The organism is Luteolibacter sp. Y139, from assembly GCF_038066715.1.
GTDB classification, from domain to species: Bacteria; Verrucomicrobiota; Verrucomicrobiia; order Verrucomicrobiales; family Akkermansiaceae; genus Haloferula; species Haloferula soli.
Window position 1 is genome coordinate 632456 of sequence record NZ_JBBUKT010000001.1, and the last position, 18856, is coordinate 651311.

The 18856-nt window shown below is 62.6% G+C and carries 18 protein-coding genes; 6 read left to right on the forward strand and 12 right to left on the reverse strand.

Going from position 1 to position 18856, the window contains the following annotated elements; translation table 11 throughout:
* Positions 1 to 464 precede the first annotated feature (464 nt).
* The gene (gene trpB, locus WKV53_RS02755; protein WP_341402815.1) at positions 465 to 1664 is read right to left on the reverse strand and encodes a tryptophan synthase subunit beta; all 1200 of its coding nucleotides are present in this window, start codon (positions 1662 to 1664) and stop codon (positions 465 to 467) included.
* 352 nt (positions 1665 to 2016) lie between these two features.
* On the opposite strand from trpB, the gene WKV53_RS02760 reads away from it, so the two are divergent.
* Positions 2017 to 2445 (forward strand): hypothetical protein, encoded by a 429-nt coding sequence (locus WKV53_RS02760; protein ID WP_341402816.1) that lies wholly within the window; start codon positions 2017 to 2019, stop codon positions 2443 to 2445.
* Positions 2429 to 2767 (forward strand): hypothetical protein, encoded by a 339-nt coding sequence (locus WKV53_RS02765; protein WP_341402817.1) that lies wholly within the window; start codon positions 2429 to 2431, stop codon positions 2765 to 2767. Before WKV53_RS02760 ends, WKV53_RS02765 begins: the two co-directional genes overlap by 17 nt.
* A gap of 95 nt (positions 2768 to 2862) precedes the next feature.
* On the opposite strand, the gene WKV53_RS02770 is transcribed toward WKV53_RS02765, so the two are convergent.
* From WKV53_RS02770 to gcvT, 7 genes are all read right to left on the reverse strand, one after another.
* Positions 2863 to 3201 carry a hypothetical protein gene (locus tag WKV53_RS02770; RefSeq protein WP_341402818.1) on the reverse strand — a complete coding sequence of 113 codons (339 nt, stop codon included), beginning with the start codon at positions 3199 to 3201 and terminating at the stop codon, positions 2863 to 2865.
* A gap of 107 nt (positions 3202 to 3308) precedes the next feature.
* On the reverse strand, positions 3309 to 3812 hold the full coding sequence (locus WKV53_RS02775) for an 8-oxo-dGTP diphosphatase (RefSeq protein ID WP_341402819.1): 504 nt from the start codon (positions 3810 to 3812) through the stop codon (positions 3309 to 3311).
* 56 nt (positions 3813 to 3868) lie between these two features.
* Complete coding sequence (locus tag WKV53_RS02780) at positions 3869 to 4213, reverse strand: hypothetical protein (RefSeq protein WP_341402820.1); 345 nt, start codon at positions 4211 to 4213, stop codon at positions 3869 to 3871.
* 23 nt (positions 4214 to 4236) lie between these two features.
* Positions 4237 to 4572: a hypothetical protein gene (locus tag WKV53_RS02785; protein WP_341402821.1), complete on the reverse strand. Its 336-nt coding sequence runs from the start codon at positions 4570 to 4572 to the stop codon at positions 4237 to 4239.
* Positions 4573 to 4673: 101 nt separating this feature from the next.
* Positions 4674 to 7502 (reverse strand): aminomethyl-transferring glycine dehydrogenase, encoded by a 2829-nt coding sequence (gcvP, locus tag WKV53_RS02790; protein ID WP_341402822.1) that lies wholly within the window; start codon positions 7500 to 7502, stop codon positions 4674 to 4676.
* A 203-nt stretch (positions 7503 to 7705) separates the two neighbouring features.
* Positions 7706 to 8083, reverse strand: coding sequence for a glycine cleavage system protein GcvH (gene gcvH / locus WKV53_RS02795; protein WP_341402823.1), 378 nt, complete (start codon positions 8081 to 8083; stop codon positions 7706 to 7708).
* A gap of 14 nt (positions 8084 to 8097) precedes the next feature.
* Positions 8098 to 9192 carry a glycine cleavage system aminomethyltransferase GcvT gene (gene gcvT / locus WKV53_RS02800; RefSeq protein ID WP_341402824.1) on the reverse strand — a complete coding sequence of 365 codons (1095 nt, stop codon included), beginning with the start codon at positions 9190 to 9192 and terminating at the stop codon, positions 8098 to 8100.
* A gap of 187 nt (positions 9193 to 9379) precedes the next feature.
* Here gcvT and WKV53_RS02805 point away from each other — a divergent pair, with 187 nt between their 5' ends.
* Positions 9380 to 9916, forward strand: a complete 537-nt coding sequence (locus tag WKV53_RS02805; protein WP_341402825.1) for a hypothetical protein — start codon at positions 9380 to 9382, stop codon at positions 9914 to 9916.
* 38 nt (positions 9917 to 9954) lie between these two features.
* Here the strand turns inward: WKV53_RS02805 and WKV53_RS02810 are convergent, their stop codons facing one another.
* The 3 genes from WKV53_RS02810 to WKV53_RS02820 are packed head-to-tail and all read right to left on the reverse strand — an operon-like array spanning position 9955 to position 12533.
* Complete coding sequence (locus tag WKV53_RS02810; protein WP_341402826.1) at positions 9955 to 11454, reverse strand: hypothetical protein; 1500 nt, start codon at positions 11452 to 11454, stop codon at positions 9955 to 9957.
* A 5-nt stretch (positions 11455 to 11459) separates the two neighbouring features.
* Positions 11460 to 12185 (reverse strand): hypothetical protein, encoded by a 726-nt coding sequence (locus WKV53_RS02815; RefSeq protein ID WP_341402827.1) that lies wholly within the window; start codon positions 12183 to 12185, stop codon positions 11460 to 11462.
* A 48-nt stretch (positions 12186 to 12233) separates the two neighbouring features.
* On the reverse strand, positions 12234 to 12533 hold the full coding sequence (locus tag WKV53_RS02820) for an FmdB family zinc ribbon protein (RefSeq protein WP_341402828.1): 300 nt from the start codon (positions 12531 to 12533) through the stop codon (positions 12234 to 12236).
* 228 nt (positions 12534 to 12761) lie between these two features.
* Here WKV53_RS02820 and WKV53_RS02825 point away from each other — a divergent pair, with 228 nt between their 5' ends.
* Genes WKV53_RS02825 through dtd form a run of 3 tightly spaced genes read left to right on the forward strand, consistent with a single transcriptional unit; the run spans position 12762 to position 14165 of the window.
* Complete coding sequence (locus WKV53_RS02825; RefSeq protein WP_341402829.1) at positions 12762 to 13367, forward strand: L,D-transpeptidase family protein; 606 nt, start codon at positions 12762 to 12764, stop codon at positions 13365 to 13367.
* The gene (locus tag WKV53_RS02830) at positions 13364 to 13705 is read left to right on the forward strand and encodes a rhodanese-like domain-containing protein (protein WP_341402830.1); all 342 of its coding nucleotides are present in this window, start codon (positions 13364 to 13366) and stop codon (positions 13703 to 13705) included. The genes WKV53_RS02825 and WKV53_RS02830 overlap by 4 nt, the downstream gene beginning before the upstream one ends.
* Positions 13706 to 13712: 7 nt before the next feature.
* Positions 13713 to 14165, forward strand: coding sequence for a D-aminoacyl-tRNA deacylase (gene dtd / locus WKV53_RS02835; protein WP_341402831.1), 453 nt, complete (start codon positions 13713 to 13715; stop codon positions 14163 to 14165).
* A 156-nt stretch (positions 14166 to 14321) separates the two neighbouring features.
* Here the strand turns inward: dtd and WKV53_RS02840 are convergent, their stop codons facing one another.
* The gene (locus WKV53_RS02840) at positions 14322 to 18740 is read right to left on the reverse strand and encodes a beta strand repeat-containing protein (protein WP_341402832.1); all 4419 of its coding nucleotides are present in this window, start codon (positions 18738 to 18740) and stop codon (positions 14322 to 14324) included.
* Positions 18741 to 18856 lie beyond the last annotated feature (116 nt).

Genomic DNA, 18856 nt, shown 5'->3' on the forward strand with positions numbered 1-18856 from the left:
GCTTCGCCGTTGCGTCCAGGAACACTTCCCGGGTACATCGAAACCTATAATATTCCCCGTAGGTATCTCCGATTTGAATGTCGGCAAACTCCCAGTCAGTGACGGACGCAGGCAGCGTAATCCCGGTTCGTGATTCGAATACCGATCGAGCGGCACTCCCGGACCTTTTGCTCGAACTCGTGCAGGCGCTCAATGCCACAGCGGCTGCGACGGCGAACAGAGTCGGGAGCTTCATTGGAATCGGACAGGGGAACGAGTCAGGCGAACGTTGAATTTTCCCGAGCGGCGAGCAACCCAGTATTGCTGGAGAAACTCTGCGGATAGGCGTCACCATCCTTGTCCGCACACCCCGCAGCTTCGCGCGGAAATCCGTTAGAAGCATGTTCTCGGCATGCCTTTAGACTTCGCGTCTTTCCGCCAAGCAGCGACCACCTGCGCGGCGGTCACTGCTTCAACGCAAATCCTCAAACTCCACCCAACAGGTACTTCGCCGCCTGCTCCACATCCTTGTCCCCGCGCCCCGAAAGGTTCGCGATCAGGATAGAAGTCTTCGGCAAGCTCCCCGCGATCTTCGAGACATACGCCATCGCATGCGAGCTCTCCAGCGCAGGCAGAATCCCCTCGGTATGCGCCAACTCCTTGAACGCGGCCAAGGCCTCGTCGTCCGTGGCGTAAGTATACTCCACCCGGCCGATGTCCTGCAGATAAGCGTGCTCCGGTCCCACCGCCGCATAGTCGAGACCCGCGGAAACCGAGTGCGTGAGTTCGATCTGCCCGTCCTCATTCGCCAGCAACCACGTCTTGGTGCCTTGAAGCACCCCGAGCTTGCCGCCTTGGAAACGAGCCGCGTGCTTCTCCGGCAAGATGCCAAGACCACCGGCCTCAACGCCCACCATCCGCACATCATCATCCTGCAAGAAGGGATGGAACAGCCCGATCGCATTCGACCCGCCACCGACACAGGCGACCAGCAAGTCCGGCAAACGGCCTTCCTTCGCTAGAATCTGTTCGCGGGCCTCCAAGCCGATCACACGATGGAAATCCCGCACCATCATCGGGAACGGATGCGACCCCAGCGCCGAGCCGAGAATGTAGTGCGTGTGATCCACCGTCGCGACCCAGTCACGCATCGCCTCATTCACCGCCTCTTTGAGAGTGGCCTGACCCGCCGTCACCGCACGGACCTCGGCACCCATCAGCTTCATGCGGGCCACATTGAGCGCCTGCCGCTCCATGTCCACCGCACCCATGTAAACCACGCACTCCATGCCGAAGCGCGCGCACACGGTCGCCGTCGCCACGCCATGCTGGCCGGCTCCGGTTTCCGCGATGATCCGCTTCTTGCCGAGCCGCTTCGCCAGCAGGATCTGGCCGATCGCGTTGTTGATCTTGTGCGCGCCGGTGTGCAGCAGGTCCTCCCGCTTCAGGTAAATCTTCGCGCCACCCAGCTTCTCCGTCCATCGCTCGGCGAAATACAGCGGCGTCGGCCGGCCGACGTAGTTCGTCAGCAGGTCATCGAGCTCGCGCTGGAATTCCGGGTCCTTGCGGGCGGCATCGTAGGCCTCGGACAGCTCCTGCAGCGGAGCCATCAGGGTCTCAGGCACGAACATGCCGCCGAATTTGCCAAAATGGCCGGTAGCATCGGGAAGCGTGGGAACGGGCATCGCGGCGGGAAGAAATCACAGCCGCTCCCCGATGACAGCGGAAAAAATCCGACGCCCCTCTACCGTCCCACGTTCAAAATCCCCCCGAACGAAAAATTATTCACACCCTCGACAGGCACTTCGGACACCCGGATGACCCCATTTGCCGAAATTCCAACCCATAGGCAGAACCACGCAGACATGCAAAATGCCTTATATAAGGCGGCTCAGCGGAGATGTCCCTAATTTACGCTTAGTATCAGCATCACCGATTCATCGAATTGTGTTATTCATCCGCGTAGGTTTGAAGTCCGGCATACCTAGTTAATAACCTCTTGCTCAACGACTTACGATCATGCTTTCTAACGGAAGCATGACGTTCGCCCCCCCCGTTCCGTTACTGGCTGCCACCACCCCCGCTCTCCGCCCGGTCTTCCTGATCGTGATGGGCGCGTTTCTCCTTCTCACCGCGTGGCGCATGACCCGCGGCACCCGTGGCTGGACCCCTCGTATCATCCTGACCGGCGCCTCCCTGCTGGCCTTCGGCTACGCCGTTGTGAGGCCGCTCTACGATGTCGGCATCCTGATCCCGCTCGAGCGAATTGGCACCATGGGCACCGATCCCGACGCCGTCATCCTGTGGCATGCGGTCAAGCTGATCACCATGAATGTCGGCTGGCTGATGTTCGGCCTCGGCATGGCGCTCCACGCCGGTCTCTTCGAAACAGCCAAGTCCACCGCTCCGGTCCAAGTCCCACGCACCTCCCCCCGCACCTCCCCGGTTCATGAGCCTGTTGCTTGATTTCCTCATTAAAGGCGGATTCCTCCTCGATGCCCTCGGCGTGATTGGCCTGGGGATGGTCGGAATGGCCGCCGTGCGCCTCGCCAATCGCTACCGCTCGTGGGGCGGCTCGCTGCTGGCGAGTGGCGCGCTGATGCTGCTGCTCGGCCGCATCTGGACCCTCGCCGCGCAGCAACTGCTGACGCCCGATACCAAGTTCACCCTCGGTGAGTCTTGGAATACCGTCTTTTCCATCGTGCCCATGGCTCTGCTGACCATGGGAATTGCTGCCGTCGTCTGGGGGCTCTGGGGCCACGAGCAGTGGCTTCGAGAGGAACGCTGAGCAAAATAAACGGATTTTCCCCCGGATAGGGCGGCACCTGTCTTTCATGGCGGGTGCCGCCTGCTTTTTGTCAGGATGGAGTTAATCCAATGCCATCAACGGGCGGCCCGGATCATCACCACCTTCGCCATCGGGATCCAGTTCTCGTGGTAGCCGTCGCGCAGGACCACCCACTGGTCATCCAGCCGGATCAAGGTGCCACGGGCCGTGTCCGGAGCGAAGAATCCGGAAATGGCGTTCGCTTCGCCGGGGAATTCCGGCTTCGGACCCACGCGCGGGTCCACGGTGACCACGCAGGTGCTATTCAAGGGCAGATCGACCTCTGGGGCCGGAACTCCCGGGACCGGAGCGGCTGTGTTCGAGGATCCGGCCGTCCATGCCGGAGCCGTGACCAATAGCGCCGCACACCCGGCCAGAAGCAGGGTTGCTTTCATATTCGCAGGGGGTTGGGGTTGAATGCCGCCGCCGGGGGTCGACTGCGGTCAATCGGCAACCGTAGCACTGATTTTCAAAGGGCTAACGGAATTTCCGCCCTCTCGCCTCAGGACGCCCAGTGGACATCCCACTCGATGTCCTGCCACACGATCTCCTCTTCCCCGTCGAAAATGAACCGCCCGTAAAACTTCCGGCCATCCAGCATCTGCGGCAGCCAGTGGATGTCATCCCTCCACATCCGGTCGTAGGGAATGTCCGCCAGCCGGCACCACAGCGGCTTCGCCTCCACCGTCTCCACCGGCCGCCCCTCGAAAGCGTGCGCCAGGTAGACGTGGCACAGGATGTCCGGGATCGTCCCCATCGCGAAATGAAGCTCGCCCATCTTCACCGGCCGCAGCGCAGTGATGCCGAGCTCCTCATGGGTCTCCCGCACCGCGCACTCCAGCGGCGTCTCACCCGGATCGATCTTGCCACCCGGGCCATTGATCTTGCCCATCCCGATCCCGCGCTTCTTCTCGATCAGCAGGATCTCCCCGTCCTTGACGATGAACAGCAGCGTGGCGTGGATTTCCGCGCGCCAACTGGCCCAATCGATCGGGGATGGAGACATGCGCGGATTCAGGGGGAACTCCTCTGGAGAGGCAAGAGCAAGGCTCTCAATCGCGGTTAGTCGTAATCGATCTCGAAAACGATCCCGCTCCCACTCAGATGGCTCATAATCTCGGCCGACTCCTCTGCGGACCAGCCATCGAGCCACACCCGAATCGTCTCTTCCTCAAAATCGCGGACAAGATTCAGGTCATTGCCGGCACCTCTCCAAACCTGGATTCCCACGCCGATTCGGAAGGCGTCCAAACCCGCATCGATATCCAGGAATACTTGGCGCCCTTCCTCCGACCATCCCGAGATCTCCTCCGAAGCCGGGTTCACAAAGGTAAATCCCAACTCCAAAAGACTGGAGAACAGGGATTCCTCCTGCCCTTGCGGAACAACGACAATCTCTTTGGCCATGGAAGGTGAACCCCGTAGAGCAATCAGCGCGAGACGCGCATGGAAAGCACCTTGTCCCGCGGGATCCAGTTCTCGTAGTTACCTTCCTTGAGCACCAGCCACTCCGAATCGATGGTGAGGAAGTCGCCCTGGACCTTGTTGTCGAGCACCTCAAAGGTGTCGCTGTTGGTTCCGCCGGATCGCTTGGTAGCCGCCACTTCCGGATTCAGGGTCACCACGCAGCGAACGCCTGTGGGATAGGACACCGTCCTTACCGCCGGACTTCCAGAAGGCTGCTGGGCCACGGATGGCTGGGTGAAAAACGGAACGGCCACCGCCACCGCGGCAGCCCCGGCAAGCAGGGACAGGATAGATTTCATCCCGCGCAGCCTAGCACGCGCGGCAACTTCCCGAATCGGAGATTACTCCGCTAATTCCAGTATATAGGCATACCGGAATAGCGGAGTGAATTTTGCACGATTCAGCCCTGCGCCGCAGCCGCCGCGTAGGCCTCCACGCTGTCGCAGGTGCAGACCAGGTTGCGGTCGCCGTGGACATTGTCGACGCGGCCGACGGACGGCCAGAACTTGTGCTGGCGGAGGTAGGGCAGCGGGAAAGCGGCCTGCTCGCGGGAGTAGCCGTGCTTCCAATCGTCCGCGATCACCGAGTCAGCGGTGTGCGGGGCGTTCTTGAGGACGTTGTCGTTCGCGTCGGCCTCGCCATTCGCCACGGCCATGATTTCGCCGTGGATGGAGATCATCGCATCGCAGAAGCGGTCGAGCTCGGTTTTCGCCTCGGACTCGGTGGGCTCGATCATCAGCGTGCCGGTGACCGGCCAGCTCATGGTGGGCGCGTGGAAACCGTAGTCCATCAAGCGCTTCGCCACGTCCTCGACGGTGATGCCGCTCTTATCGGAAAGCGGACGGACATCGATGATGCACTCGTGCGCCACCAGACCATTCGGCGCGGTGTAAAGCACCGGGAAAAAGCCGGACAGGCGCTTGGCCATGTAGTTCGCATTCAGGATCGCGAGCTGGGTCGCTTCCTTCAGGCCATCAGCGCCCATCATCGCGATGTACATCCACGAGATCGTATTGATCGAGGCGCTGCCCCATGGCGCGGAACAGACGGCGCCTTCATTCGAGGAAAGCTCCGAGTGTCCCGGCAGGAACGGCACGAGCTGCGGGGCCACGCCGATCGGGCCGACGCCCGGACCACCGCCGCCGTGCGGGATGCAGAAGGTCTTGTGAAGGTTCAGGTGGCAGACATCCGCGCCAATGCGGCCGGGGCTGGTGAGTCCCACCTGCGCATTCATGTTCGCGCCGTCCATGTAAACCTGGCCGCCTGCCGCGTGGATCGCGTCGCAGATCTCGACGATGGTTTCCTCGAATACGCCGTGCGTGGATGGATAGGTGACCATCAGGCAGGAAAGGTTTTCACGGTGCTCCTCGATGCGGGCCTTCAGGTCCGGCACGTCGATGTTGCCCTTCTCGTCGCACTTCACGCCGACGACCTTCATGCCGACCATCACGGCCGAGGCCGGATTGGTGCCGTGAGCGGAGACCGGGATGAGGCAAACGTTGCGATGCTCGTCACCTCGCGAGAGGTGGTAGCGGCGGATCGCCAGCAAACCGGCGTATTCGCCCTGCGAGCCGGCATTCGGCTGCAGCGAAACGGCCGCAAATCCGGTGATCTCGGCCAGCCAACCTTCCAACAGCTCCAGCATCTCGCGATAGCCAGCGCTCTGATCCGCGGGAACGAAGGGATGGATCGATGAAACCTCCGGCCAGCTCAGCGGCAGCATCTCGGAAGTTGCATTGAGCTTCATCGTGCACGAGCCCAGCGGGATCATGGATTCGTTCAGCGCGAGGTCCTTCGACTCGAGGCGCTTGAGATAGCGCAGCATCTCCGTCTCGGAGTGGTAGCTGTTGAAGACCTTCTGCGTGAGGAAAGCGGAGCTGCGGGAAAGCGAGACATCCCAATTCGTCCCCTCGCCTTCCACGACGGATGCGCCGAAGACTTCCGCAATCGCGGCGACATCCTCGCAGGTCGTCGTTTCATCGAAGGCCACGCCCACATACGCACCCATCGGTCGGAGGTTGTAACCCTTGTCGGCGGCCTTCTTGATGGTGGCAGCGGCGTCGGCGACCTCGATCACGATCGAGTCGAAGAAGCTGTCGTTCAGAACCTTCACACCGGCTGCCCTGAGCGAGGCCACCAGCGTGGCGGTCTTCGCATGCACTTCGCTCGCGATGTGCTTCAGCCCTTCAGGACCGTGATAGACGGCATACATTGAGGCCATCACGGCGAGCAGCACCTGCGCGGTGCAGATGTTCGACGTCGCCTTGTCGCGGCGGATGTGTTGCTCGCGGGTCTGGAGCGAGAGGCGGAAGCCAGGCTTGCCGCGCGAGTCCACCGACACGCCGATCAGGCGACCCGGCATCTTGCGCTTCAGCGCGTCCTTGCACGCCATGAAACCCGCGTGCGGACCACCGAAGCCCATCGGCACGCCGAAGCGCTGGCTGCTACCGACGCAAATATCCGCACCAAATTCGCCCGGAGCCTTCAGCAGCGTCAGCGCGAGAAGATCCGCGGCAACGATCGTCACCGCCTTGGCCGCGTGCGCCTTCTCAAAGAAGCCCGCATAGTCATACACCGAGCCACAGGTCGCCGGATACTGGACGATCACCGCGAAAAGTCCCTCGCACGTGGCCGGGTCAAACTCCTCCCAATCGCCCACCTTCACCTCGATTCCCAGCGGCTCCGCGCGGGTCTGCACCACCGCGATGGTCTGCGGGTGGCAGGCGCCGGAAACGAAGATCACCTTGCCCTTTGGCGCGCCGGCGAGCGCGAGGCTCATCGCCTCTGCGGCGGCCGTGCCTTCATCGAGCAGCGAGGCATTCGCCACATCGAGGCCGGTCATTTCCGTGATCATCGTCTGGAAATTCAGCAGCGCCTCCAGACGCCCTTGGGCGATCTCCGCCTGATAGGGCGTGTAAGCGGTGTACCAGCCGGGATTCTCGAGGATATTCCGGCCGATCACGCCAGGGACGTGGGTGCCGGAGTAGCCCTGGCCGATGCAGGACTTCTTCAGGACATTCTTGGAGAAAATCGACTTAAGCCACGCCAGCGCACCCGGCTCGCTTTTCGCCTCTGGCAGCACCAATTCCTTTTCCAAGCGAATGCCTGCCGGAACGGCGGCATCGGCGAGGGCGTCGAGCGAATCGTAACCGATGGCGCGGAGCATTTCCTCGCGGTCGGAGCCAATGGAACCCAGGTGGCGGCTGCGGAAGTCGGAGTGGACGGACATGGCGGCGCGCCCTCCATAAAGGAAATCCCCCACCACGCAATCCCCGCCGACAAATCCGTCACAAGAGCGGCAGATTTTTGACCGGATGCGGCAAATCGATTGCCGGGGGCGGCCAATTCTCCACTCCCTTGATACCGTGAAAAACAGAGGGCCCGATTCCGCAACGGAACCGGGCCCTCCTTGAAAAACAAAAAGACTGTCGATCAACCGATCAGCGCCTCGTAGCCAGCGGCATCCAGCAGCGCTTCCACCTGGGCAGCGTTCTTCACCTTCAGCTTGAAGATCCAGCCCTTGCCGTAGGGGTCGGTATTCACCAGAGCGGGATTGGCCTCCACCTCGTTGTTCACTTCCACCACTTCACCGGAAATCGGAGCGTAGATGTCGCTGGCGGCCTTCACGGATTCCACCACGGCGGTCGGGTCGCCCACATCGACGGTCTTGCCGACCGGAGGGAGCTCGACGAACACCACGTCGGTGAGTTCTTCCTGGGCGTGGTCGGAGATGCCGATCGTGGCGACGTCACCTTCAAGGAGGACCCACTCGTGGGACGTATTGTAACGGAGGTTTTGCGGAACGTTCATCGGGTGTAGCTAGCTTATGCTTTCGCGGTGGCGGGCTTGTAAAACGGTTTCTTCACGACCTTCGCCGGGAACTTGCGGCCGCGGACATCGACAAAGAGTTCGGTGCCCAGTTTCGACAGCGCCGAGGGCACGTAGGCCATCGCGATGCCCTTCCCGAGCGATGGCGAAAGCACGCCCGAGGAAAGCTCGGAGATCACATTCCCGGCGGCGTCTTCCAGCGGGTAGTGCGAGCGTGGCGGCGCGCCCTTGTCGGTGTATTCGAGTGCCACCAGCTTCTGCTCCAGACCCTCCGCCTTTTGGTTGGCCAGCGTGTCGCGGCCAATGAAGTCGCCCTTTTCCAGATCCACGAAAAACCCGAGCCCAGCCTCGATCGGCGTGCGCTCCGGTGAGAGGTCGGAGCCATTCAGCGGGTAGCACATTTCCAGCCGCAGCGTATCGCGCGCACCGAGCCCGCAGGCCTTCGCCCCGCTCTCGATGAACCTCTCAAACCACGCCTCGCCCTTCTCTGCCGGGCAGAAGAACTCGAAGCCATCCTCACCCGTATAGCCGGTGCGGCAAACCACCGCATCGCCGCCCTCGACCGGGAACCGCACGATGCCATTCCGCGGCGGCAGCGTCTGGCCCGGACAAGCCTTCGCGAATGCAGCAGCCGATTCGGGTCCCTGCACCGCCATGCCCGCCCACAGCGCGCTTTCATTCCGCAGCTCCACGTCTTCCGGCTGGTGCTTCGCCATCCATGCGAAGTCCTCGTCGATCATCGAGGCATTCACTACGAGGAAGAAGTCGCTATCGCCGGTGCGATAGACGATCAGGTCGTCGATCACGCCGCCGGCCTCGTTGAGCAGAAAGGAATACTGGCCCTGCCCATGGCCGAGCTTGGCGACATTGTTCGCCAGCATCTTGTTCAGCCACTCCAGCGCACCGGGCCCACTCACGAGGAATTGGCCCATGTGGGAAATATCGAAGATGCCCGCCGCACCGCGCACCGCGGCGTGCTCGTCCATGATGGAAGTGTATTGGACGGGCATGTTCCACCCCGCGAAGGGCACCATTCGGGCGCCAAGGCGGACGTGGAGGTTTTCCAAGGGCGTGCTCTGGATGGTGCTCACTGCGATGGAGCGTGAGAAGCCCGCCGGAAGCTGTCAAACCACCGGCAGGAAACGGGCGGAGTTTTGACCGATTCGGGCAATTTGGGCGCATGCTCCATGCCGTAGCCTTCACCCCGCTTGAAAAACAGCTGGCCAAGCTGCCGTGCCTTCACAAAGGGTCATCCACTTGGATATCCCCATTACCTGAATGAATCGCTTCCCCCTTCTTCCCGTGCTGGCATGCATGCTTGTTGTTTCCACCTCCGCGCAGGCCCGGCTGGGCGAATCCGTGGCAGAATGTGAGGCCCGGTATGGTATGCCTACGCTCGTCCAGGATACCACCGTGACGGGCTGGGAGGGAGTATGGTTCCGGCAATACTCGTTTGAAGGCTACAAGGTGATCGTTTCGTTTCTCAACGACCGGAGCGCTAGCGAAATCTTCCTCAGGAAGGCCAAGGACGCCCAGGGCAATTGCAAGATGCCGGTGGCGGAACGGGATGCCATCCTGTCAAAGAATCTAGGCGAAGCCTACAAGGCACCCGCGACTCAGAAGCCCACCGATTCTCTCCTGACGTGGACGAGCAGCGGGCGACAGGCAAAATTCATCGAAACCGACGCAGGGGATATGCTGGTCGTCACCAATGACGACTACCTCGCCTACTGCCAGGATCCCGCTTCGAAGGCAAAGCCGGTTGAGAAGAAGGCTCCGGAGCCTGCGGAGAAGAAGAAGGAGAAAAACTTCTAACACCCTGACAAGCGCCGGCGATCGGCCATGCCATCCGCCTACCGCTTCTTGCGCGGCTCGTAGGCCTTCTGCATCGTATCCAGCACCTCGGTGAGGCGGTCGGTGCGCTTCGCGCGGGGGCGGAGTTCCAGCTCCTTCTTCAGACGCATGTAGTCGTCGAATTCGCCGCTGAGATCGCGGGCGCGCGAGATCTCGAAGAAGTCCAGGTAGTCACGCGCACGGGTCGCACGCTCCGAGCGCACCACGCGCTGCTCCGAGAGTTCGGCCAGGCGGGCCTCGATCTTGTCCTCCTTTTTCCCGGTCACGATGTCGCGGAGGATCTGCTGATACTCCTGGATGATCGGCCGGTAGGAGGGAAAGCAGCGGTAGGAAAGCCGCACCAGGCTATCCTCGGCCGGGCGCACTTCTTCGCCGCGCTCGGTATCCTTCAGGGCGGCGATTTCCTTCCATGCCTCGATGCCGCGGTCGACTGCATTGCCATCGGCATCGCGGGTGTGGAACTGGAGTGCAGCGGTCAGTTCGCGCTCGGTCTCCAGCACCGGCAGCACTTCCGTGAGCGTCGGCTGGACAAGCTTGGCGAGCGTCAGCGCCCACCACTTCGCCAGGCTTTTCTCCGAGAGATTGAGATCGGGGAAATGCTTCCGCATCAGCACCGGCATCTCCCCCGAAAAGCGGGCGGCTTCCGAACAGAAATTGCGAAAGGCTTCCTTGCCCTGCGGTTGCTCGAGCAAGGCCATCACCAGCGCCCCGGAAAGCGCGCGGAAGGAGAGCCGCGAGGCGCTGTCGAGCTGCAGGAAACTTCGCTCCGAAAGCTCGAACAACTCATCCATGGTAAAGCCGCCGCCCTTGCGAAAGACGCCCTCATAGAGTCGTCGATCGGCGCTGCCCTCGCTCCACTTGCGCGCTTCCACCAGGCCCTCCACGAGCCACGGGCGGATGACCAGCGGATCTTCCAGCTCACCCTCCTTCAGCGTCCGCAGGGAGCGTTCGTAGAGGATCACGGTCAGGGCGGCGCGCTCCAGCTGATCGTTGTCGATTCCCGGATCGGAATAAATGCGGATGCTCAGCGAGAGGTGGTTCTCGGCATTGACCAGTCCGAACTCAACCGGCCGCGCAGGAGGAGGAGCATCCTTCGCCAGATCGACGATCTCCACGTTGACCGGCACCTTGAACTTGTCCGTGGCCTTGGCCGTCGCCTCCTTGAAAGCCCCGCGCTTGCCATCGGTTCCCTCCGGAACGGTCCGGTCGCGCACGAGATCCAGAAATTGCTCACGGACCTGCTCCAGATGAAGGGCCACGGACGAGCGGCGCAGCGCATCACCACCCCGCACTCGGAACATCCCGGAACGGCTGATCGCTTCCTCCACCGGCTTCGGCCGCGGCACGTTTCCGCCCGGAGCGACCGGCACCGGTTCCGCGGGTGTCGGCTCCACAGGCACTGCCGGTTCCTCAACCGGAACAGCCGCCGGCGGCGCCTCCTGGCCACGGAGCGCCGCACAGGAAAGCAGGCACAAGCTGACGGCGCGGGCGAACATCACATCGGTCAGAACGTTTCACCGGGCATCAGCGACGAGCCGCCATCGGCACGCGGATCGAGCACCAGCTTGCCTTTCTCCAGCTTGATCCGGGACATTTCCTCGAAGCCGAGGTGAAGCTCCTTTTCGTAAAGCGTCGCGAGTTTTTCGAACTGCGGCATCACCAGCAGCAGGAAGCCCTGCGGCACCACCAGCTGGCCGAAGCGGCCGCCTTTGGCGAATCTCTCGGTCCGCTCCACCTGCGGGAAGAAGGGACCGCCTTCGCGGGCGATCATCGTCCGGGTCTTGCCGTGGACATCGATCTGCTGCTCCACGCGGACATACATCGAAAGCGTGATCGGCCGCCCGGCGATGGTGCGCTCGGTGATGATCTCGGCGCGGCCTTCCTCCAGACGCACGCTTACGCCATTCAGCGAAACCTGCGAGCCGAGGAAGCCGCCCTGCTTCGAGGCGAGGGTCTGGCGGATGTAGAGATTGATTTCCTCCTCGGTGATCGTCAGCGGATAATTGCGATCCACCGAGTTCTTCAGCACCGCGGCCAGGTCGCGGGTCTTTGGTGCCGGCGTCAGGCCGGACGGGCGCCCCTTGATATCGGAAAGATCTTGCGGCTGCGTGATATAGAACACGGCCACGCCAAGCCCCGCCACACCGGCGAGGGAGAACAGGGCCACGAGCTTGCCGAGGCAACTGCCCTTGGGCTTGGAGGGCGGGGGTGGGTTTTTGTCGTCGGCCATGAGGATGAGGCGAGCGGTAGCAAAGGGCTCAGGGTTTGGGAAGAACGCTCACTCGGACGCCTTCGAAGGAGCCGGTGCCGCCGCAGGCGAGGCAGCCGGGGCGCTGCTCTCCGCTGGCTTGGACGCGGCGGAATCACTCTTCGCACCGGCCTGATACGAATTCGAACGGTAGTCGGTCTGGTAAAAGCCCGCACCCTTGAAAAGCAACCCGGCACCGGTGCCCAGCAGCCGCTTCACCTTGCCGGCGCATCCTTCCTGCGGGCAGTCCTGCAGCTTCGCGTCATTCATGCTCTGGAAGACTTCAAAGCGGTGCCCGCAGGTCTCGCAGACATAGTCGTAGTTCGGCATCGGGCGGCACCCTTATCATTCCCGGGCCGCGGCGCAAGCCCGGTGCTCCCGGCCCGGCCCGTCACTCCGACGGCGGAAAGCACGTAGAAGCACGGATTCATGGAATCGGATGCTTCGCGGATTCTCTCCGAAGGGCGCACCACCGCCGCCACTGCCAAAACAAGTCCGGGCACCGGTCCTTGACCCGCAGGGGCTTTCGCGGTTTATAATACGCCCATCCGAAACACCATGAGAGCCTGCATCGCCATTTCAGCACTTGTTCCCCTCGCCTTCACTTCCTGCTTCGACGGCGCCGGCATGCGCGGCGAGTCGCACTACATGGCCGGCTACTCGCAAAAGCGGGAGCACGATTGGAAATCCAGCCCGCTCCCGGACGACGTCTCCTACTGGGACGGCGACCAGCTGACCGGCCCCGCCGCGATCCGGATCAATCTGACCCAGCAAAAGGCCTTCTTCTACAAGGGCGGCACCCTCGCCGGCGTGTCCCGCATCTCCACCGGCAAGGAAGGCCGCGTGACCCCGCCCGGCAACTACAAGGTCCAGCTCAAGGACAAGTATCACCGCTCCTCCAGCTACGGCGTCTTCAAGGAAAAGGGCACCGACCGCGTGGTGGACGATGACGCCGAGGCGCAAAACGAGCCGGTGCCACCGGGCTGCTACTACGAGGGCGCGCCGATGTTCAACTTCCTCCAGTTCGCGCCGTCCGTCGGCATGCATACCGGCTACCTGCCCGGCTATGCCGCTTCCCACGGCTGCGTCCGCATGCCTGACAAGATGGCGATGAAGTTCTTCGACAACGCCGTGGTCGGCACGCCGGTCACCGTCGAGCGATGAGCGATTTACTTCCGGACCCGGAGACGGGCATCGAAGTCACGCCCGTGCAGGTTGCGGAGCTGCTGCCTGCCATCCAACGCGGCGAGATCGCCCTGATCGATTGCCGCGAGGACGATGAGTGGCGGTTCAATCGCATCGAGGGCGCACGATTTGTTCCGCTCTCCCGCTTCGCCGAAGCATCGCCACCCGAAGTGCCAGCGATCGTCTACTGCCACCACGGCATGCGATCGCTGCGCGCGACAAACTATTGGCGCCAACGCGGCGTCGAAGCCTGGTCGATGAGCGGCGGCATCGATCAATGGTCGGCGCAGATCGATCCAGCGGTGCCGGTCTACTAGATTCATCGTGCGCGCCATCCTCCAACGCGTTTCCTCCGCCTCCGTGACCATCGAAGGCGAAGTCGTTTCGTCGATCGGCACCGGGCTGTTAGTCCTGCTCGGGGTCGAGGATGGCGATGGCGAGGAAGACGTCGCGTGGCTCGCGCCGAAGATCGCGAAGATGCGGATCTTTCCCGACGAGGGCGGCTTGATGAACCTCTCCCTAACCGACTGCGCTGGCGATGCGATTGTGGTCAGCCAGTTCACGCTGCATGCCTCAACCAAGAAGGGCAACCGCCCCTCCTTCATCCGAGCCGCGCGACCGGAGATTTCCGAACCCCTCTACGAACGCTTCTGCGAATCACTCGGCACCGAGCTCGGAAAGCCGGTCGGCAAGGGCCGCTTCGCCGCCGACATGAAAGTCGCGCTCGTGAACGATGGCCCGGTGACCATCGTCATCGACACGCGGAACCGCGAGTAAAGGGACCATCGCCTGCGGCTGACAGGTTATGGATAAGGGTGAGAGGCCAACCCAATGACCTCCCACCCTTGACCTCGTCCCTTGGCAGAGGCTTGTCCCACCCGGGATTTCGCCTGCCAGAGAATGGATGGAACTAGCGAATGAACCGGTGAGCGATCAGGGCTCGGTGGCACTGAGACGCCCGAAGAGCTTGCCGCTGGTCGCCTTGGCAGCCGGGATGGTAATGACGACCGTATCGGTATCGGCATCAGGGCTGTCTTCGGTGATATCCACGACGATGGTGTCGGTGGTGGAATCCGTCGCCCCGACCGGGACGTTATTGGCCGCGGGGAAGGTCAGGTCTGTCGACCACTGGAAGGTCAACGTGATACCGGATTCAGAGAGATCCTTCCGCTTGAACGAGAATACCAGATTGCCGCCCGATGATGACACCACCGGTAACAGCGCCGCGGAGTTCGAGCCCGGGTTGGCAGGATTCGGTTCACCGCCGAGCACGAACTCGAGGCCGTTGCTGAGGCCGTCATGATCGGGATCCGCGCCGAAGGCAGCATCGGCACCAGCGAGGCCCTTCGAGCTGGCCCAGGCACTGAAGCCACCGCCGCTGCTGGTCAGCGTGAGCACGCCGGTCGCCTCGTCGAAGGAGTAGGTCTTGCTGCCCACCGTCTTGGTCCACACGTCACCGGTGGCAGTCCACGCGGTGGTGCCACTGAGGACCTGGAAGGTGGCGCCATACAAAGAGGTCACATTCTCAAGGGTCCAGGAACCGGAGCTGAAGGCGGTATCGGCAAAGGAAGTGTCGATGTTGAAGTCGCCATTGATCGAGGCCTGCCCTCCGCCGGAGATGCCATTGGTGGTGACACCGACGGCAAAGCGGAGCTGGGCATTGTCTGAGAGCACCAGTCCGGCTCCGCCGGCGATGGTGGTGTCGCCGGTGTAGGTATTGAGACCACCCAAGGTCAGCGTGCCGCTGGAGATCGCGAGACTCGTCTTGCGGGTGCCGCTGCTCACGGCATTCGCAATGACGCCATCGTAGGTGGAGGTGCCGGTGGTGGTGAGCACGGAGTCCGCGGTGGTGGAACTGTTGCCCACGGTGGCCGCGCTCGTGCTCTTGATGATGCCTGCCAACGTCTGGTTCCTGCCCGCGAGATCAAGGGTGGCACTGCCGCTGGCACCGAGGGTGACGGTGGCGGTGGTGGCGAGGCCATTGTTCGCGCCGAGGCGAGCGGTGCCCGTCACGGTCATGGCGGTGTAGCCAGTGCCGCCACCCCAGTAGTTGATGGCACCACTCCGGTGAATGACCGGCACCGAGGAAGTGATGACACTCTTCACATCAAAGGTCCCGCCGGAGGATGCGTTGATGAAGTGGCCGCCACCCGCCGGGCTGGCGGTGATGTTCACGGGGCCTTCAAGCGTCGCGGTGCCGCTGACGGTGGACGAGGCTTCGAGAATACCGGCTCCCTGCGGGCTGGTGTTGGCACCGATGGTGATGGCATTGGCCAGGGTCACGCCATCGCCGAGGCTGAGACGGACACCGCCATTGATGGCGACCGTACCGCTGCCCACCGCGGTGGAGCTATTCGCCTTCACCACACCGCCACTGATGGTGGTCCCACCGCTGTAGCTGCTAGAGCCGCCGAGCGTGAGCGTGGAGGAGCCACCCTTGACCAGTGCCAGCGTGCCCGCGCCGTTGCCGAGGGTTCCATCGTAGCTGCTGCTCGTGGTTCCGGAAATGGTCAGGAGCCCCGCACCTGCAACCCCGCGGCTGATGGAGCCGGTGGCCGCACCGCTAAGGGATTCCTTGGCAAGGTCCATGTTGAGATTCAGCGTTCCATCCACCAGCAATGGACCTGTACCCAGGCCGCCACTGTTGACGGTAAGCGTGCCACCCGACTCCACCGCACTGACAGAGGTGCAGACCAGACTGCCGGTTGCCAGCGTGGCATTGGCGCCAGAGAGGACGTCCAGCCCGGTGCCGAATTCATTCAGGATCGTCAGCGTCTGCGCTCCACCCACCGCGGCAGTGCCGGAATCGAAGGTGAGACTGTTGATGCTGAGGTTGCCACCGAGGGTCGTGTTCGTGTTGGCCGCCGAGGTGGCGGAGAAGTGCACATCGGTGATGGCTCCCGGGATCTGGCCCGCATCGGGGGCACCGGAGCTATCGGTCGCCCAGTTGCTGTTAGGCGCAAGCGAGCCATCGTTCCAAACCGAGCTCACATCACCTCGCCACCATGCGGTGGTCGGGGTGGCGGCTCCGGTGACATTCAGCACGTAGCTGTTTCCCTGGATGCTTCCGTTGTAAGAAACAGGAAAACCGGACGGCGTGACACCGCTGGTATTCAGCACGAAGGTGCCGCTCAGAGGTCCACCCGACCGGATGAGTTCGTAGCTGCCCACCGGCGTGCTGCCGAAGAGCTTCAGCGTGTTGGTGCCCGTGGCGGTGACACCTACCGCATCGATCATGTCCGGCGAGGCATTCAGGCCGAACTCCAGCGTGGCTCCCGACAAGGATAGATTGTTCACCAACTGGCTTCGCACGGCCGTGCCCTTGCGGAGATCAAGGGTGCCGGAGCTGACGGTGACGTCACCGGTCGCAGGCAGCACGCCGGTGGTGCCAAAGGAAAGCGCGCCTCCGCTGATGGTCGTGTTACCGGTGTAGGTATTGGCGCCGGTCAGCGTCTGCCTTGCCGTTCCCGATTTCACCAGGTTGATGTTGCCGGAGATCACCCCGGAACCGGTCTGGTCCGCCGAAGTGTTCAAGGTAAGCGTGGCAGGTCCGGTGACGCCGTTGGCAAAGCCGACCTTCACGTTACCGCTCAAGCCGGCGATCGTCTGGTCATAGGTGGTGGTAGCCGCCTGATTGTTCAGTTGCAGGGTGCCGCCCACGGTGGACGTCACGATCCCGCTGGGCGAGAGGGTATTGGTCGCGCCGACGGTGACGATCGCGCCGGCGTTGTTGACGTCGAGCGTGCCCCAAGTGTTGGACGCATTGCTGAGCTCCCACCTGCTGGTGTCCAGAAGCTCCAGATAACCAGTGGAAAGGGAAAGCGAGCCGGTGACCTTGCCGAAATTGTTGCTGGTCCGCAGGGCAAGGGTCGGGTTGTTCGCATTGCCGACGCCAAGGGTGCTGACCCCAATGTTTCCGGAAACAATCGCCGCCGTCGCGGTCGTCGTCGCACCCGTCATGATGGCGGCGAGACCGCTGCCGCTGGTGTTGTCGATTGTGATGTTGCCGCTCCAGTTGCTGTTGGCAGCCAGGGAGAGCAGCGCCCGGCCGCTTCCCGCGTTGCTCCGCTTCAGAGTCAGGGCATTGGTCATGGTCAGGCCGGTATTGACCGAGAGGCTGGCAGAGAACTGCTGGGCGCCGTTGACCAGCACCGCGCCGGAGCCAAGAGCAGCAGCGTTCGCGACCGTGATGCCCACGGAGTCATTCCCCTGGCTGACGACCGTGCCGCCGGAGTAGGTATTGGTGCCGGAAAGGGTCAGCGTGTTGCTACCCACCTTGACGAGTCCGAGAGGACCTTGGGCGGTATTGCCAAGATTGGCCGAATAGGCTCTCGCCGCGGCGGTGGTGTCGAAACCAATCAATGCGCCCGAGGCGAAGTTGGTGGTTCCGAGCATGGTGGTGATGTTCGCATCGGTCACCGCATTCCCCACCGCAAGACCGGCTCCGCTGGCGACGGAGTAAGCGCCATTCGTGCTGAATCCGGACGAAGGCAGCGCGGTGGTTGCGGAGATCGAGAGCACGCCACCGGAAATCGTGGTGACACCGCCATACGTGTTGGCTCCGCCGAGCGTGAGCATACTCGGGCCCGTCTTGGTCAAACCTGCCGCGACACCACTGGTGATAATTCCGTTATACGTCACCGGACTGTTCACCGTGAGCGTGCGCGTGGCGGACCCCAAATTCGTATTGTTAGTGAAGGTCAGCGTGCCGTTGCTGGTGGCATCGCCGAGGGTGACATCGCTGTTCAGGGTGATGCCGCCGGGATACTTGTTCGTGAGGTCGCGGGCGGCGGTACTGTTGGAGCGGATGGTGCCGCCGTTGATGGTCAGGGTATTTCCCGCAGCACCACCCATGGCATTCACGCCGCCAACTGCGACGGTGCCTGCATTGAGCGTGAAGCCGCCTCCGTACTGGTTCCCATTGGCCAGCGCCCAGGTGCCCGGACCGTTCTTGATAAAGCCGGTGCCTGCGGCGGTGGAGAGCGCTTGTCCGGCGAAGTCGAGGGTCTTGTCAGCTGCGACCGTCACGCTTGCGACCGTGCCGCCGGTGGCGAGCGTGCCGCTCGCGGTGACCGTCACGTTTTCATTGGCCGTGATGGAAGCGAAGTTGGTGGTGGCACCCGTGATGGTGAGTGCGGTGCCGCCATTGTCTTCGAAGGTGACGTCGGATCCGGCGACCCACGCGTCGGTGTAAGGGCCGCCCGGAGCGCTGCCCCAGAAAGCGCCGGACCAGGAACTGGCGGCGCTGGTCTTCCAATACTGCGTGCCAGCGGAGGCCATCGTGACGGTTACGACCGAGACGGCGATGATCGGCAGAGCGGAAGCTCGCGTCTGATAAGAGGGTTTTTTCATAGCGGTAATGAGAAACGAAGTGAGGTCAGGAACGAGGTGGAGGTCAGGAATGGGCGATCCAGTGCTTTCGCCGATATCTGTCTGACGACTTGAAACAAAGGGCTTTGTTCTTGCCC

What these genes read in the sequence shown, in the direction of transcription:
- trpB (WP_341402815.1), bottom strand. Translation starts at nt 1,664, where the DNA reads ATGCCCGTTCCCACGCTTCCCGATGCTACCGGCCATTTTGGCAAATTC.
- WKV53_RS02760 (WP_341402816.1), top strand. Translation starts at nt 2,017, where the DNA reads ATGACGTTCGCCCCCCCCGTTCCGTTACTGGCTGCCACCACCCCCGCT.
- WKV53_RS02765 (WP_341402817.1), top strand. Translation starts at nt 2,429, where the DNA reads ATGAGCCTGTTGCTTGATTTCCTCATTAAAGGCGGATTCCTCCTCGAT.
- WKV53_RS02770 (WP_341402818.1), bottom strand. Translation starts at nt 3,201, where the DNA reads ATGAAAGCAACCCTGCTTCTGGCCGGGTGTGCGGCGCTATTGGTCACG.
- WKV53_RS02775 (WP_341402819.1), bottom strand. Translation starts at nt 3,812, where the DNA reads ATGTCTCCATCCCCGATCGATTGGGCCAGTTGGCGCGCGGAAATCCAC.
- WKV53_RS02780 (WP_341402820.1), bottom strand. Translation starts at nt 4,213, where the DNA reads ATGGCCAAAGAGATTGTCGTTGTTCCGCAAGGGCAGGAGGAATCCCTG.
- WKV53_RS02785 (WP_341402821.1), bottom strand. Translation starts at nt 4,572, where the DNA reads ATGAAATCTATCCTGTCCCTGCTTGCCGGGGCTGCCGCGGTGGCGGTG.
- gcvP (WP_341402822.1), bottom strand. Translation starts at nt 7,502, where the DNA reads ATGTCCGTCCACTCCGACTTCCGCAGCCGCCACCTGGGTTCCATTGGC.
- gcvH (WP_341402823.1), bottom strand. Translation starts at nt 8,083, where the DNA reads ATGAACGTTCCGCAAAACCTCCGTTACAATACGTCCCACGAGTGGGTC.
- WKV53_RS02805 (WP_341402825.1), top strand. Translation starts at nt 9,380, where the DNA reads ATGAATCGCTTCCCCCTTCTTCCCGTGCTGGCATGCATGCTTGTTGTT.
- WKV53_RS02815 (WP_341402827.1), bottom strand. Translation starts at nt 12,185, where the DNA reads ATGGCCGACGACAAAAACCCACCCCCGCCCTCCAAGCCCAAGGGCAGT.
- WKV53_RS02820 (WP_341402828.1), bottom strand. Translation starts at nt 12,533, where the DNA reads ATGCCGAACTACGACTATGTCTGCGAGACCTGCGGGCACCGCTTTGAA.
- WKV53_RS02825 (WP_341402829.1), top strand. Translation starts at nt 12,762, where the DNA reads ATGAGAGCCTGCATCGCCATTTCAGCACTTGTTCCCCTCGCCTTCACT.
- WKV53_RS02830 (WP_341402830.1), top strand. Translation starts at nt 13,364, where the DNA reads ATGAGCGATTTACTTCCGGACCCGGAGACGGGCATCGAAGTCACGCCC.
- WKV53_RS02840 (WP_341402832.1), bottom strand. Translation starts at nt 18,740, where the DNA reads ATGAAAAAACCCTCTTATCAGACGCGAGCTTCCGCTCTGCCGATCATC.